Below are 14,983 nucleotides of genomic sequence, written 5' to 3'. Positions count from 1 at the left end.
TGGAGAAAGGTTTTACCGGGAAAACGCATTGTCCCGGCGAACGTGGATCGAATACGGTGGCGTTCGATCGATATTCAGCGGCCGCCCTTTAAATTGCTTGGGAATGTTACGGGGTGGCCTGAACCCAGACTTCGCCTTTGGAAGTGGTTTCACGTTTCCAGATGGGCGTGGTTCGCTTGAGTTCGGCAATCGCCCACTCGCAGGCTTTGAACGTTTCCTGACGGTGTTCGCCGCAGGCGATGATGAGCACGATGTTTTCACCGATGTCAATGTGCCCGATGCGGTGGATGATGCTCATGTCAATGATGCCGAAATCCTTTATAGCTTTCTCGCGGATTTCCTCCAGTTTTTTTTCCGCCATCTGGGGGTAATGCTCGAAATTGAGTTCGGTGATGTTTTCGCCCTTGTTCAACTCCCGGCCCGTGCCCAGAAAGGTGGTGATGCCGCCGATGTTGCGCGACGACTTCTTCATCATTTCGATTTCTTCATGGATGTTGAAGTCTTCTTTCTGAATGCGGACTTTGGATTCTGTTGCCGTGCTCATGAAATGTTCCTCACCAAAAGATCAAAGGCCGCCGGAGAAGGGCGGAAGGAGCGCGATTTCGTCACCGTCCTTCACAACCGTGTCCAGAGGCACCACGTCGTAGTTGATAGAGATCATGATTTTTTTTTGACGCACCATCTCGCCGATCTGCGGCAGGGATTTGCCGATCATGTGCGTGAGACCTTCGAGAGTGACTTCTCCCTCCAGCTCGAACCGGTCTTCCTCCTTGCCCGCCATCTGCCGGAGATTGGCGAAATACTTGACGGTCACCATGTCTTACGCCTCCGAAACCTGTTCGCGGGTGAAGGTGCCGGACTTGCCGCCGGCCTTGTAGGTCAACCCGATTTCATTGAAAAACATGTCGCGGTCCACTGCCTTGCACATGTCGTAGATGGTGAGCGCCGCCATGGAGACGGCGGTCAATGCTTCCATCTCCACTCCGGTTTTGCCGGTGACTTTCACCGTCGCCGTGATGTGGATGGAGCACAGGCCGCTGGCGTCCGGTTCCGGCTGTTCCTTGAACTGGATGTCCACCCCGTTCAGCATGAGCGGGTGGCACATGGGGATGACGTCAGACGTCTTTTTCGCTCCCTGGATGCCTGCCACCTGCGCCACAGCCAGCACGTCGCCTTTTTTGATCTGCCCTTCCTGGATGAGCCGCAGGGTTTCCGGCTGCATGAACACCGTTCCCTGGGCGGTGGCGACCCGCTCGGTGACCTGTTTTTCGGAAACGTCCACCATGCGGGCGCGGCCTTCTTCGTTGAAATGCGTCAGCGGATTGCTCATGGTATGTATCTTACAATAAAACCCATTGAACTTTAACCAGTCACGCCGGTTTTTTTTCTTCCGGAGGCTCGTACAGACCGATCCGGTTGCCATCCGGATCGAGGAACGTCGCCAGTTTTCCGTAGGGGTATTCCTCGATATCGTGGGCAAACGCAACCCCCTTGTTTTTCAATACCTCCACCACCAGTTCGATGGGACGGGCTTCCAGGTGCACCCTGGCCCCGGCCTTCGCTTCGGGGTCCCACCGGTTCACGCGGCGAAGCGCCAGGCGCTGGCCGTTGAGGTCGAATTCCGCCCAGTCGTTCTCTTTGAACATCAGTTTCATGCCGAGCACGTTCTGATAAAATGCTACGGCCCGGTCGAGGTCCAGAGTGCCGTAGTGGACAAAGGCAATTTTCAGAGTCAGGGGATGGTCCAAAGTGGATCTCTCAAAAGGGGAATAGAGTGGGATTTCTGTCTACCATATAGTAGGAGTCCTGAGTATGAGATTCAATGGTCTTGTCAAATCAAATTGGCCGTTGAGTTCCTGGTTGTGGATTCTGGGTCTCACGTTGATGGTCGGCGAACCGGAACCTGCCTGGTGTGTAGAAAAACAGTGTGTGGTCCTGTTGCATGGCATTGCCCGTACCAGTGCGTCCATGGCCCCGCTGGCCGAATTCCTTGAGGAAGATGGTTATTCCACAATCAATATCGATTACCCGTCCACCGACCATTCCATCGACGAACTGGTGGAACGTGTGCATGAAAAATTGTACGCCTCATCCTGGATGCCGGGATGCACCACGCACTATGTGGGATACTCGATGGGGGCATTGATTGCGCGGGGACTCATTCACAAACATCGTCCGGAAAAGATGGGGCGCGTGGTGCTGTTGGCGCCGCCCAATCGGGGCAGTGAGGTGGCCGATTTCTGGAAGAACAATTTCCTGTACGAATGGCTGTACGGTCCGGCGGGCCAGGAATTGGGCACGCAGAAAAATGCATATCGCGACCGCTTCGGAGAAGTTGATTTCGAGGTCGGGGTGATCGCAGGAGACCGTTCGATCGACCCGCTGTCTTCAGCCATCATCCCGGGACCGGACGACGGCAAGGTGGCGATTCCGCGCACCCGGCTTCCCGGCATGAAGGACCACATTGTGGTGCATGCCACGCACACCTTCATCATGAAAAATGAAGAGGTGATGAAGCAGACCCTGTTTTTTCTCAAGCACGGCGCTTTTATGAAAGAGAAATGAGTATGAGTCATAAAACCCGGGTGGGCATTCTGCTTGCTATGACGGTCCTCAGCGTGCTGGCGGTATTTTCGTTTCCGCCGGTGGGGCAGGACCCGGACTATCACAGCTTCGCCGATACGTATTCGCTTCTGGGCATCCCCAATTTCGGGAATGTTGTTTCCAACCTGGCATTCGTTGTGGTGGGACTGATGGGCCTGACGGTGTTGAGGAAAGTGTCCCAAAGGCCCGGTAGTTTTTATTTGCCGCAGGAAAAATGGATGTTTTTTATCGCGTTCGTTGGCACGATCCTCATTGGCTTCGGCTCCATGTACTATCACTGGTCCCCCGGGGACTCCACTCTTCTGTGGGACCGGCTGCCGATGACCGTGGTGTTCATGTCGGTGTTTGCCGGGGTGCTTGCCGACCGGATGGGCCCGCGGGTGGGGCTGGCGGCGTTGGGTCCGCTGGTGTTTGTCGGTCTTGCGTCGGTGCTGTACTGGGACCACACGGAAACGCTGGGGCAGGGCGATCTGCGTCTTTACGTGCTGGTGCAGTTTCTGCCGATGATTCTCATTCCCCTGTTGTTTTTACTGTTTCCGCCACGCTACGGCGGTTCGGTGGCGTTTGTGAAAATCCTGGCGTGGTATGTGGTGGCGAAGTTCTTCGAACACTTTGATGTGTGGATCTACAGCGGTACGGCGGGGATAATGAGCGGCCATACCATGAAACACCTCCTGGCGGGCGCAGCGTTGTTTTTTCTGATCCCCTACCTGCAGGAAAGAAGGCGGGTGGAAGGAGCGGGGACCTGACGGCGTTTTCACGCCCCGTGATTGCTGTTTACCAGTTCCTGCGTTTTGACGTAATCGATCTTGCCCGTGGCCAGCAGCGGGACTTCATCGACCACCATGATCTTCTTCGGAATGCTGAGTTCCCCCAGCCCGTTGGCTTTGACGTGCTGGACGATGGCATCGCGGGCGGCGTCTTTGTTGGTCGTCACCAGCACCATCTGCTCGCCTTTTTTCTCATCCGGAAGCGTCACCACGGCATGGCTGTGGTCCGGCCACAGGTTGGACAGGTACGATTCCACGGCGGTCAGTGAAATCATCTCGCCGCCGATCTTGGCGAAACGCTTGGCGCGGCCCTTGATGGTGATGAAGCCTTCTTCATCGATCTCGACGATGTCGCCGGTGTCGTACCAGCGGTCTTCCGGCGGTTCCAGCACGCCCGGGTTGGTGTGGCGCAGGTAGCCCGCCATGATGTTGGGTCCGGTGACCCACAACCGACCGCCTTCCTCGATGCCGGGAATGGTTTCCAGTTTGTGCTCGATCGCGGGCAGGAAGCATCCGACGCTGCCCGGCTTGTTGAGCATGGGTGTGTTGAGTGACAGGATGGGGGCGGTTTCGGTGGCGCCGTAACCTTCGAAGATGCGGATGCCGAATTTCTCCGCCCACAATTTCCGTGTTTCTTCCTTAAGTTTTTCCGCTCCGGCGAACATGTAACGCAGGTTGTAGAAGTCGTAAGGGTGCCCGTAGTGGGCATACCCGGCGAGAAACGTGTCGGTGCCGAACATGATGGTGGCGTTGGTGTCGTAAATGAGCTCGGGTATCTGCCGGTAGTGCAGGGGCGACGGGTAAAAGAAAATCTTGAGTCCGCACAGCGCCGGCAGAAGCGTGCCGCCGGTGAGGCCGAAGGAATGAAACACCGGAAGGGAGTTGAATACGATGTCGGTGGGACCGAGATCGATGCGCGCGTTCAGTTGATTGACGTTGGAGACGATGTTGGCATGAGTCAGCACCACGCCCTTGGGCACGCCTTCGGAACCGGAAGTGAACAGAACGACGCAGGGGTTGTCCGGGTCCGTCTCTCCCCGGCATGCCTTGCGGTAGGCGCGTTCCGGGAACAGGCTGGACAGCACGCCGCGCAGTTTGGCGAACAGCCCGATTTCTTTCCTCAGGTCCTCCAGATAGACGATGTTTGTTTTCGCGTTTTCGAGCGCGTCGGTGACGTCGTGCAGTTTTCCTTTCTCGATGAACAGGCGCGATGTGTAAACCGTTTTGATCTTCGCGGCGTCGCAGGAAGCGAGCATGTTCTTGGTGCCGACAGAGAAATTGAGCATCGCCGGGATGCGGCCGAAAGCCTGCAGGCCGAAAAACGTGACCAGCGCGCCGTTGGCGTTTGGCAACAGCACGCCGACGTATTCTTTCGGCTGGGTGCCTTTGGCGATGTGCCTGCCGAGAATAAAACAACGCAGGATCAGCTGACGGTAGTTGATGGGTTTGCGTTCGATGTCCTCCGCCACCGCATGCCCTCCGCCGTGGGCACGGCATGCCTCCAGCAGGGCTTCGAACAGGGTTTTCCGTGAATCACTGCTTTCGAACAGCATGTTCGACATCAGCTGGTACAACTGGCTGGCGGCGAGTTTGCGGCGTTTGCGGCCTTTCACCTCATCCGGAATATGGAAAGTACGCGGTTCCAGGAAGGTGAGGGTGATTTTGGGAAACCAGCGCATCGGCACCTTGCCTCGCATGCGCGAGAACGGCGTGTGCTGCGCGCCATCAATGCGTACAGGCAAAACCGGCGCACCGGATTTGTCGGCGATCATGCCGGGTCCCTCGTAGACCTTCATCAGCGATCCCGTAACCGTGATGCGGCCTTCCGGGAAGATCATCACCCGCGCGCCGTTGCGGATGGCCTCGATGAGTCCGCGCGTGGCAATGGGGCTGGTCGGGTCCATGGCGAAGGTGTCCACCAAGGACAGGAACGGCCTCACCATCCAGGACCTTGCGATGTAGGTGTTGATGGCGAAGGTCAGTTTTACCGGGGTGTAGGCGGCGATGAGCGCGGCGTCCAGGAACGACAGGTGGTTGGCGATGATGATGAACTTGCCGTCCGACACCTTTTTGTAATTCTCGAAACCTTTTACTTCCACTTTGTAAAACGTATGAAACAGCCAGATCAGGATCGATTTGACGAGGGCGTCGGGTAGAAGCTGGCAGGTGTAAAGCGCAACGAAGGTGTTGAGGATGGCCAGCGTCAAAAACACGCGGGTGACGTCGAAGCCCATCTTAAGCATTACGGCGGTGCCGACGGCCGAAACCACCATGAACAGGGCATTCAGCACGTTGTTGCTGGCAATGGTGCGGGAACGGTGGGTGATCTCAGACCGCGATTGAAGGATTGCGTAAAGGGGAACGATGTAGAGCCCGCCACAAAGCGAGATCATGAACATGTCGAACAGGATGCGCCAGCTGGAGAAATGAGTGAGGAACGCTCCGGCGCCGATCAACTCCGTTTCGGTTGAGATGAATGTGCTCTGGCTGGCGAAGTACAGGTCGATGATGAACACCGTCATGCCCAGCATTCCGAGCGGCACGTAGGTGGCGACGATCTCGCCTTTCAGCAGGCGGTTGCAGAGCAGGGAGCCGACGCCGATGCCGACCGAGAACACGGTGAGGAACAGGGTCACCAGTTCCTCGTTGCCGCCGATGATGTCCTTGCCGTACGTCGGGAACTGGGCGAGGAAGGTGGCGCCGATCAGCCAGAACCAGGAGATGCCCAGAATCGACAGGAACACGTCACGGTTTCCATAGGAATAAAGGACGATGTTCCATGTTTCCCTGAAAAAATTATAATCGACCTTGAGCTTGGGTGCGGCGGCCTGACGTTTTGGTATATAGAGGCTGCCGACGAAGCCGACTGCGGCCAGCAGGACGACGAGTCCGGTGACCATCCACACCCCGCCGTCACGCAGGATCAACAAACCGCCGACGATGGTGCCGACGAGGATGGAGACGAAGGTGCCGGCCTCGATCAGTGCGTTGCCGCCAATCAGTTCGTCCTCAACCAGCAGTTCCGGCAGGATTCCGTATTTGATGGGTCCGAAGAAAGCCGACTGGGTGCCCATGAGAAACAGGATGGTCAGGAGCAGGTTGACGCTTTCTATGTAGAACCCGTAGCCCGCGCCGATCATGAGCAGTATTTCGACAAACTTGATTACCCGGACCAGCCGCGATTTCTCGTATTTGTCGGCGAGTTGGCCGGCTGTGGCCGAAAACAGGAAGAAGGGGAGAATGAAGATACCCGCGGCGGCGGTGATCATCAACTGCGCGTTCAGTCCGGCCTTTTCCGCGGCGACGTAAGTAATGAGGATGACCAGCGCGTTCTTGAACAGGTTGTCGTTGAAGGCGCCGAGGAACTGGGTGACAAACAGGGGCAGAAACCGCCGGGACCAGAGAAGATTGAGTTGGTTTTTAAGCATCCGGTTCAGGAGTCAGGAGTTTTGGGGGATGGGTTGACAACAAAATCTCCACATTCAAAAGCGGCATATTGTATCATTATACCTTTTCGAATTTTCGTACAGATTTGAAATAAATTCCTTTACCCGTTCAATGCCGCCCTTTTTAGAGAGAACTCCTTGGCCTCCACCAGCATAGGACTGATCCTGCTATCCTGCCTGTTTCATGCATTGTGGAACATCCTCACGCAGACCAGTAAAAATTCCAATTACCTGTCCGGGCTGAAAGGGGTGCTCATTATGGTGGGCGCGCTCCTGTTTCTCGCCACCTCCGGCTCCACCACGGTTCCCGATGAATTGTGGGTGTGGATCGTTGCGTCCGGCGTGTTGCACGGGGTTTATATTCTCAGCCTGTCGAAGGCCTACCAGACACAGGACATTTCGTATGTCTATCCCATTGCCCGCTCCGCACCGGTGTTCGTGCCGGTGTTTGCGTGGTTCCTGTTGGCGGAGCGATTGAGTTTCTCCGCCATGACGGCGATCGTGCTTATTCTGCTGGCCATTTATATCCTGCATTTCGACGGTCACCTGATCCGGGGATTCCGTAACCTGTGGGACGCCGTTCTGCACAAAGACATGCGCTGGGCATTCATCACGCTGGGTCTGGTGGTTGCGTACAGCCTGGTGGACAAGCGCGGCATGGAACTGTTCATTGCCGCCCGGCCGGACCACGCAATGCTAAACGGATTTGTGTTTTTCTTTATGGAGGCGTTGATCGGTTTCACTCTCTGCAACCTGTACCTGTTCTCGGTCCATTCTCCACGAGAGATCGTCTCGGTATGGAAAGCCGAGTGGGGGCGGGGACTGGTGGCCGCCGTGGCGACGGTGGGCTCCTACGGCCTGATCTGTGTTGTGCTTCAGTTTGAAGATGTCAGCCAGGTGGTCGCGGTACGCCAGGTCAGTGTTCTGATGGTGGTTCTTTGGGGCGTTTTGAAATTGAAAGAATCCTTCGGATCGCAACGTATTCTCGCCGGGCTGCTGGTGGTATTTGGAGTGGGCTTGATGGGGTGGGAACCTTGACCCGGGTCCTTAGATTAAAAAGATTTAATCCCACCGCCGCTTTTCGGTTTGTTAAGATAAAAGCGTCGAACATTTTTGTTCTTCCCGTTTGATTACAAACGGATTCTTTCCCCCAACGGGTTCTCCGGAGGTGTTTTGTGATGATGCAACGTGTCAAAATCCTTTTTGGAATTTTGATGTCCCTGCTCGTTTTTCTTTCCACCGTTTCCGCGTTTGCAGGAATGGACAACCGGGTGACCAAAACCCTGGTGTTGAAAAACAACCTTGAAGTGCTGTTGATGAGCGACCCGGATGTGGATCGGAGTGCGGCGGCGCTTTCCATCGGGGTGGGACACCTCTACGACCCGAAGGACAAGCAGGGTCTTGCACATTATCTGGAGCACATGCTGTTTCTGGGTACGGAAAAATACCCGGAGGTGGGGTCTTTCAAGGATTTTCTGACCGCGCATTCCGGCGGAAGCAACGCGTACACCGGCGATAACATCACCAATTACTTTTTCCAGGTCAGCCACGACGGATTTTCCGAAGCGCTTGACCGTTTCGCCGATTTTTTCAGGGCCCCCCTGTTCGACAAGACCTACGCCGAGCGCGAAGTGCAGGCGGTGAACAACGAGTTTGAAAAGAACAAATTGCAGGATGGCTGGCGGGCCAGCCACCTGACCAACCAGATCGCGAAGGAAGGCCACCCGATGAGGCACTTCGGCATCGGCAATGCGGAGACCCTCGCCGGGGACAATCGACCGGCTCTCCTGGAATTTCATAAAAAATATTATGCCGCGCGCATCATGCGTCTGGCGGTGCTTTCCAAGCTCACCCTGGTGGAACAGGAACGCCTGATCAGGAAACTTTTCTCGGACATTCCGGATCATCCGGTAACCCTGCCGGAGGTCCCGGCAGATTACCGTCCTCCCCTTGACGGCAAATATCGTCTGTTGAAAATCAAAACCATCAAGGACATCCGTTCGCTCAGCCTGGAGTTTCCGACAATCAATCTGGCCGAGCATAAAGAAAGCAAACCCGCTTCCATCGTGGCCACGGTGATCGGGCACGAGGGGGAAGGCTCGCTGCTTTCGAAATTGAAGAAGGAAGGGCTGGCCCTGGGGCTGTCGGCGGGTGGCGGGTACTCGCATCCCAACCTGTCGAGCTTTGGCATCAGCGTTTCCCTGACGCCGAAAGGGCTGGTGCAATACGAGCGGGTCCTGGAATTGGTGTTCTCCTACATAGAGATGCTCAAAAAGACCGGGTTCGAAAAATACACGTTCGATGAAACGCAGGCGATGGCGGAGATCGACTTCGAATGGAAGAGTCCGCAGGAAGGCATGGGATTCATGGCGGGCAAGGCGGCACTCATGCAGGACTATAAACTGGAAGAAGTGGAGGAATTGCCGCACCTCTTCAAGAAACACGATCCGGATGCCTACCGGGCTGTGTTGAATACATTGACACCCGAAAACATGCTGGTGGTGCTCAAAAGCCAGGACGTGGAAACGGGCAAGGTTGAAAAGTATTTCGGTACGGAATACACATTGACCGAGGTCGCGGGTGAAAGATATGACCGGCTGGCGCATCCTCCTGAACCGAAGGGGATGGGTTACCCGGAGAAAAACGATTTCGTTCCCTACAATCTGGAGATGGTGGAGGAAACCCCGTCCCTCGTTCGCGATGACGAGTTCGCCAAGGTGTGGTTCCAGTACGATCACAAATTCAAACAGCCTAAAGTTTATATCCGCTACAAAATCGAAACGCCGTACGTGTACGACTCGGTGGAAAACCTGGCGTTGTCCAAATTGTACAATCTCGCCATCCACGAAGGGTTGAACGAACTGACATATCCCATCAGCCTGGCAGGATTGGTTTACAGCCTGGATATAGAAAAGTCCGGAATGGTGCTTTCGGTGGGCGGGTACACGGAGCGTATCAACGACCTGATCAAGCTGGTTGCGAAAAATATGAAGACCATCAAGATCAGCAAACAGAAGTTCGAAAACATCAAGGAAGCGGTTTTGCGGGATCTCCGCAACCGTCAGCTGGGCCAAGCTTACATGCGGGCCTCGTACTTCCATCGCCAGTTGTGGCAGTTAAAGCAATACACGGAAGAGGAAATGCTGGCGGCAATGGAGTCGGTGACGCTGGAAGACGTGCGCGCCTATTCTAAGAAACTGTATGAGCGGGTGTATGTGACCGGGATGATTCACGGTAACTGGACCGAGGATTATGTCAAAAGCAGTGTGAACATTTTGCTTGCGGAATTGTCCGGTCTGCCGTTGCCGGAAGACCAGCGTTATAAGGAAGAAGTGGCTGTGCTTCGGCCGGGGGAAACGGTGCGCTTCTCCAAACAGGTTCAGGACAACAACAACGCACTGTATTACACCCTGCAGGTCGGGGAACGCGACATGAAACGGCAGGCCAAGCTGTCGCTGGTGGCGTCTATCGTGGAAAGCGATTTTTACACACAGATGCGGACCAACCAGCAATTGGGATACATTGTCTGGAGTTTCGATAACCGCTTGGAGGAACGGCTCTTCTTTAAGATGATCATACAGTCCTCCAACTACAGCCCGTTTGAATTGCAGAAACGTGTTGAAGAGTGGATGAAAAAGGCCGACGGCCTTCTCGATAACCTTTCCGATGACGAATTCGAAAGGCACCGCAAAAGCATGATCGTGTCTTTGCAGAAGAAAGGGGACAGCATCAGCGCGGTGGCGAATGATCTGTATTACTTTGCCACGGAAGAGGATGGGGATTTTCTCTTCAAGGAAAAACTGCTGCAAGCGGTCAAGGGGTTGAGCAAGTCGGAAGTGGTGGAGGCGGGCAAGACCCTGTTTGGAAACCCGCGCATCGCCCGGTCGATCATCCTGGTGCGGTCGAGCGACAACACGGAATCCGTTCCTGACGATGTGTTGACCACCATCGATCAGATCAAGAACCGCCAGGCTACGCCGGTCAGCGTGATTTCGCAGTAATCGGCAACCGGAAAAATCCAAAAAAGAAAAACCCCCTTCCGATCCAAAAGGCCGGAAGGGGGTTTTTGTTTGATTCAATGGGTCAGGCGAATTTCAACTCATCATCCAGTTTCGGTTCGGGTGCGGTGGGGGTGACCGAATCCTTCACATACTGCTGGGTGTTTTTGGCGTTGAGCTTGTCGAACAGGAAATGGAATTTTTCTTCCAGTTCGTCGCCGATCTTCGTCTTGATGTCTTCCGAAAGGTTCCAGAACCGTTCCTTGTAGGGGTTGCCGAAACCCTTTTTACGCGTCTTGTAAATGAACTGTTCGTCGGTCCAGTTCGATTTCTTTTCCTCGGCAAACTGCTTCCGCAGGTATTCATAGATTTCCTGTTTCAGGTCCTGCGGAAAGTGCGCGCTGTCGTAGATCATGTTCTGGAAGTTGGTGGCGAGGTGGATCTCCGCGGTTTCCAGTTCCGGAAATTTGTGAAACATTTCTGCCGGGAGGGTGGAGGCGCCGTGCTGAACCGCTCCCGCCAGATGATAATCTTCCCGCGCGATCCGCGAAAGATTCTCCAGGGTCTCGAAATCCAGCTGCACATCTGCGACTGAGCCGTCGGCCAGGGGCACACCCCCGTGCTCGGTTCCGGTCTGGATGGAGATTTTACTGATGGTCCTGTAATTCGGGTTGGCTTTCGCCAGATTTTCGTTGAAGTTGTCCATGTAGGCGCGGAGTTCGTTTTCGTTGCTGTTCTCCTTGCCGACTTCGCCGATTTCCCCGCCCACGGACACCGTCACCCCTTCAGGCTCCAGATCACGAATGAACTTGGTGAGTTCTACCCCGACTTCAAAATTGAGCCGTTGCTGCTCCTTCACATCCTCCGGTTCCAATGTCACCAGGGTCGAGGTATCGATGTCGATGTTGTAAAAGCCGGCCAAAAGGGCTTCTTCAATCAGGCACTTGAGGCCGTTGATCTCCTTGTTGGGATTTTCATGGTATTTCTGGGCGTTCACCTGAAAATGATCACCCTGGATGAAAACCGGGCCCTGGTATTTTTCACGGATGGCGGCCGCCAGGACCACGGAAGCGTACTCGTGGGGCCGCTGGTGGGTGTAGCCAATTTCAGATTTGGCGATTTCAAAGATGAAAGCTCCCGAGTTGCAAGCCTGGGCAGTACGGAAAATGGCCCGGCAGGTTTCGTAGGTCAAACCCCGGATGTTGATGGCGGGAACCGTGTAACCTTTGTTTTTACCGGCACCCCGGGCTTCGTACAGTCCCTGAATGGAGGCGGGTACGATTTCGAGCTGGCGGGCCAGGCTTTTAATGGCGAACCGGGACAGGGCTTTCAACTCCGGATTGGGGTTGAGTACGGCATTGTGAACCAGACGGTCGAGGCATTGGCCCCGCAACCGGTCATCGTTTTCCAGATGAATGAGGCCATTGTTGACAGAGGCTGCTCCCTGCATGTGGCGGACAAGATCCTCTTTGGTGGAAAACAGCATCGAATTTTCCTCCTGCACACCTCGCGCCTGCGGGTCGGGTCCCGGAACGCGGGTAATCGTTTGAAAAGTGGTCAGTTAGGGCGGTTCCAAATGAGGGGAATCTGGGTGGCATCACCGGTCATTCTACCGGTGTCGTAACCATCGGTGGCCAGCGATCACACCACACCCCGGTCGATTTTTCGATTATATACCATATCCCTTTGCCTTTGCAGAACGAAAAATTGGAACCCGGCCGGGATTCAGGGGTTTCTTCTGCGTCGTGGAGGGGTAAAATAAAAAATAAAACCGGGAGAAAGATCAGGATTTCGGCTACCCTAAAACAAGGTGATTTCCGACCCCCCTCTGAGACTCTTCCAATGACTCCGGAGCTTTTAAAAACATTGGGGTTTTTCAGTTGACAGTCCCTGTTTTTTTGTTAGAATTTGCACTAATTTTTGATCCGCGCTGTGCAGGTATGACTCGCATTGGTTGGGACTCTAAGCCAAGACAGAATAAGTCCTTATCTATATAAATTTCCGTAGCCAAATTTGCCACACAGGTAATTTCAGGGAGAAAAGAACCCCATGTTTAAAAATATCTACGTTCCGGTCGACAATTCCGACTATTCGAACGAATGTATCGACCTGGCGCTGGAATTCGCCAAGGATACCGATGCCACCATCATCTCCAGCCATGTTTATGCGGCAAAGATGCATGACGTCCGTTTCCGCCAGATGGAAAGCGGCCTGCCGGAAGAATATCAGGACGAGCAGGAGCTTGAAAAGCAGCGGGCGATCCATGACCAGTTGATTACCAAGGGTATGGAGGTCATCACGGATTCTTATCTCGATGTGCCTAAATTCAAGTCCAAGGCTCGCAATATTCCGTTCATTGGCAAGTCTCTGGAAGGCCGTAACTGGATCGAGCTGGTGCGTGACATCAAGGAATCCAAGTATGACCTGGTTATCATGGGAGCTCTGGGGTTGGGCGCCATCAAGGACAGCCAGATCGGAACGGTGGCTGAGCGCGTGATCCGGCGGGTCAATACTGACACCCTGATCGTGAAAAATGTGCCTGCAATTCATGGCGAGAAGCCGTCGAGCGGCAAGATCGTCGTTGCGGTGGACGGCAGTGGCCATGCTTTCGGTGGATTGAAAACGGGCATCGATCTGGCCAAAAAGACCGGTCGCCCGCTGGAAGTCATTTCGACCTTCGATCCGTACTTCCACTACGCCATGTTCAACAGCCTCACCGGCGTTCTCTCCAAAGACGCCGCCAAGGTGTTCAAATTCGAGCAGCAGGAAAAACTTCACGAGGACATCATCGACAAGGGACTGGCCAAGATTTATCAGTCGCATCTCGAGGTTTCCCGCAAGATCGTAGAGGACGAAGGTCTGGAATGCACCGCCCGTCTGCTGGATGGCAAGGTGTTCGAGAAAGTTCTCCAGTATGCCCGCGAAGAGAATCCCTGGATGCTCATCCTGGGCCGCATCGGCGTTCACAGCTCCGAGGACATGGATATCGGCGGAAACACTGAAAACCTCCTGCGCCTTGTTCCGTGTAACGTCCTGCTCTCCAGCAAGGTGTACAAGCCGCCGGTGGACATGCAGGCGGAGGAAAGCATCGAGTGGACCGCCGAGGCAAAAGAGCGCCTCAAGAAAATTCCGGGCTTCGTTCGCCCGATGGCCACCGCCGCGATTCTCCGTTACGCCCTCGAGCGGGGTCACAGCATGATCACCTCCAGCGTCATTACTGAAGCGTGTGAAACCATCCTCCCCGCCGGCGCCATGCAGGCGATGTACAACATCGGCGACCAGATGCGCGACAAAATGGCTCGGGGTGAGGATCCGCTGGAAGGCATGATTGAAGACCGCCAGCGCGACCTCGAAAAGAAATACGCGGAAGAGGTCGCCAAGGTCCAGGCTGAAGAAGGCGCACAGGTTGATGAGACCAAGACCCTCAAGTGTTCCAGTTGCTCTACTTACCTGGGTGTCGGTACCGTAAAGTGTAGCGTCTGCGGTGCTGAAGGCAGCGCCCTGGTCCCGGTGGATATGTCCGGTTTCAAGGCAGATGAGGAAGAGCAGAACGAGTCCACCACGGTGACCACTTTCGATTCCACGCAGGTTACATGGACGAAGGAAGCGCAGGATCTGGTGGAAACGTTTCCGCAAGGTCATGTGCGCCGCCGGGCTCATGCGCGCATCGAGAAAAACGCGCGTATCCAGAAAGTCGATACGATCACCAGGGCATTTGCTGAAAAAATCCTCAACGAGAAAGCCGACGGTCGGAAAGAAGCCGCCGTTGCCGACGCGCCCGCCAACGGGAAAAACGGGAATGGCAATGGAAACGGAAATGGCAACGGTAACCTAAAAACCTATGGTGACCACCATCCGTTTGAAGGCAAAAACTTTTCCAAGGGCACGGTCGATCCCAGCCGGTTTGTCTGGACCGAAGAGGCCATCCAGCGGATCGAACAGGTTCCGCAGGGCTTCATGCGCGAAAACACCCGCGAACGGGTTCTTGACTACGCCAATCATTTCAACCTGACTGAGATTGATCTTGAAACCTGCCAGAAAGGCATCGAAGAGTCTATCAAGGTCATGACCGAGATGATCAACAGCGGGGCGACTCTGGATGACTTTCTGCCGCAAAAGAAATAGAAACTGAAATTCTCAGGTTTTATTTCGAAAGGCGTTGCAC

At 54.8% G+C, this 14,983-nt stretch carries 11 protein-coding genes; 5 read left to right on the top strand and 6 right to left on the bottom strand.

Annotated elements, in window-relative coordinates:
- Nucleotides 1-106 precede the first annotated feature (106 nt).
- From ACTRW9_RS11750 to ACTRW9_RS11735, 4 genes are read right to left on the bottom strand one after another with little or no spacing between them, the layout of a single operon-like run.
- Nucleotides 107-544 carry a molybdenum cofactor biosynthesis protein MoaE gene (locus ACTRW9_RS11750; RefSeq protein ID WP_442425399.1) on the bottom strand — a complete coding sequence of 146 codons (438 nt, stop codon included), beginning with the start codon at nucleotides 542-544 and terminating at the stop codon, nucleotides 107-109.
- A 21-nt stretch (nucleotides 545-565) separates the two neighbouring features.
- Nucleotides 566-817: a MoaD/ThiS family protein gene (locus ACTRW9_RS11745; RefSeq protein WP_442425400.1), complete on the bottom strand. Its 252-nt coding sequence runs from the start codon at nucleotides 815-817 to the stop codon at nucleotides 566-568.
- A 3-nt stretch (nucleotides 818-820) separates the two neighbouring features.
- Complete coding sequence (gene moaC / locus ACTRW9_RS11740; protein WP_442429494.1) at nucleotides 821-1,330, bottom strand: cyclic pyranopterin monophosphate synthase MoaC; 510 nt, start codon at nucleotides 1,328-1,330, stop codon at nucleotides 821-823.
- Nucleotides 1,331-1,370: 40 nt separating this feature from the next.
- Nucleotides 1,371-1,748 (bottom strand): VOC family protein, encoded by a 378-nt coding sequence (locus ACTRW9_RS11735; protein WP_442429493.1) that lies wholly within the window; start codon nucleotides 1,746-1,748, stop codon nucleotides 1,371-1,373.
- 64 nt (nucleotides 1,749-1,812) lie between these two features.
- Here ACTRW9_RS11735 and ACTRW9_RS11730 point away from each other — a divergent pair, with 64 nt between their 5' ends.
- Nucleotides 1,813-2,565, top strand: a complete 753-nt coding sequence (locus tag ACTRW9_RS11730) for an esterase/lipase family protein (protein ID WP_442429492.1) — start codon at nucleotides 1,813-1,815, stop codon at nucleotides 2,563-2,565.
- 2 nt (nucleotides 2,566-2,567) lie between these two features.
- Nucleotides 2,568-3,353, top strand: coding sequence for a ceramidase domain-containing protein (locus ACTRW9_RS11725; RefSeq protein ID WP_442429491.1), 786 nt, complete (start codon nucleotides 2,568-2,570; stop codon nucleotides 3,351-3,353).
- A gap of 8 nt (nucleotides 3,354-3,361) precedes the next feature.
- Here the strand turns inward: ACTRW9_RS11725 and ACTRW9_RS11720 are convergent, their stop codons facing one another.
- Nucleotides 3,362-6,802, bottom strand: coding sequence for an acyl-[ACP]--phospholipid O-acyltransferase (locus ACTRW9_RS11720; RefSeq protein ID WP_442429490.1), 3,441 nt, complete (start codon nucleotides 6,800-6,802; stop codon nucleotides 3,362-3,364).
- Nucleotides 6,803-6,958: 156 nt separating this feature from the next.
- Here ACTRW9_RS11720 and ACTRW9_RS11715 point away from each other — a divergent pair, with 156 nt between their 5' ends.
- Both ACTRW9_RS11715 and ACTRW9_RS11710 read left to right on the top strand, forming a co-directional pair.
- Nucleotides 6,959-7,858, top strand: coding sequence for an EamA family transporter (locus ACTRW9_RS11715; protein WP_442429489.1), 900 nt, complete (start codon nucleotides 6,959-6,961; stop codon nucleotides 7,856-7,858).
- A gap of 176 nt (nucleotides 7,859-8,034) precedes the next feature.
- Nucleotides 8,035-10,821: an insulinase family protein gene (locus ACTRW9_RS11710; protein WP_442429488.1), complete on the top strand. Its 2,787-nt coding sequence runs from the start codon at nucleotides 8,035-8,037 to the stop codon at nucleotides 10,819-10,821.
- Between the two features lie 82 nt (nucleotides 10,822-10,903).
- Here ACTRW9_RS11710 and ACTRW9_RS11705 read toward each other — a convergent pair whose 3' ends face one another.
- Nucleotides 10,904-12,304 carry a class II fructose-bisphosphate aldolase gene (locus ACTRW9_RS11705; RefSeq protein ID WP_442429487.1) on the bottom strand — a complete coding sequence of 467 codons (1,401 nt, stop codon included), beginning with the start codon at nucleotides 12,302-12,304 and terminating at the stop codon, nucleotides 10,904-10,906.
- Nucleotides 12,305-12,867: 563 nt separating this feature from the next.
- Between ACTRW9_RS11705 and ACTRW9_RS11700 the strand changes: the two genes are divergently transcribed.
- Nucleotides 12,868-14,943: a universal stress protein gene (locus ACTRW9_RS11700; protein WP_442429486.1), complete on the top strand. Its 2,076-nt coding sequence runs from the start codon at nucleotides 12,868-12,870 to the stop codon at nucleotides 14,941-14,943.
- Nucleotides 14,944-14,983 lie beyond the last annotated feature (40 nt).

The sequence above is a fragment of the Nitrospina sp. 32_T5 genome (assembly GCF_052156635.1).
Lineage (GTDB): Bacteria > Nitrospinota > Nitrospinia > Nitrospinales > Nitrospinaceae > Nitrospina.
Note: the sequence above shows the minus strand (reverse complement) of the source record. Positions and strands in the feature narration are given on the sequence as shown.

Bases quoted from the DNA above. Each gene is read 5' to 3' on its own strand.
- ACTRW9_RS11750 (WP_442425399.1), bottom strand. From the start codon at position 544: ATGAGCACGGCAACAGAATCCAAAGTCCGCATTCAGAAAGAAGACTTC.
- ACTRW9_RS11745 (WP_442425400.1), bottom strand. From the start codon at position 817: ATGGTGACCGTCAAGTATTTCGCCAATCTCCGGCAGATGGCGGGCAAG.
- moaC (WP_442429494.1), bottom strand. From the start codon at position 1,330: ATGAGCAATCCGCTGACGCATTTCAACGAAGAAGGCCGCGCCCGCATG.
- ACTRW9_RS11730 (WP_442429492.1), top strand. From the start codon at position 1,813: ATGAGATTCAATGGTCTTGTCAAATCAAATTGGCCGTTGAGTTCCTGG.
- ACTRW9_RS11725 (WP_442429491.1), top strand. From the start codon at position 2,568: ATGAGTCATAAAACCCGGGTGGGCATTCTGCTTGCTATGACGGTCCTC.
- ACTRW9_RS11720 (WP_442429490.1), bottom strand. From the start codon at position 6,802: ATGCTTAAAAACCAACTCAATCTTCTCTGGTCCCGGCGGTTTCTGCCC.
- ACTRW9_RS11710 (WP_442429488.1), top strand. From the start codon at position 8,035: ATGTCCCTGCTCGTTTTTCTTTCCACCGTTTCCGCGTTTGCAGGAATG.
- ACTRW9_RS11705 (WP_442429487.1), bottom strand. From the start codon at position 12,304: ATGCTGTTTTCCACCAAAGAGGATCTTGTCCGCCACATGCAGGGAGCA.
- ACTRW9_RS11700 (WP_442429486.1), top strand. From the start codon at position 12,868: ATGTTTAAAAATATCTACGTTCCGGTCGACAATTCCGACTATTCGAAC.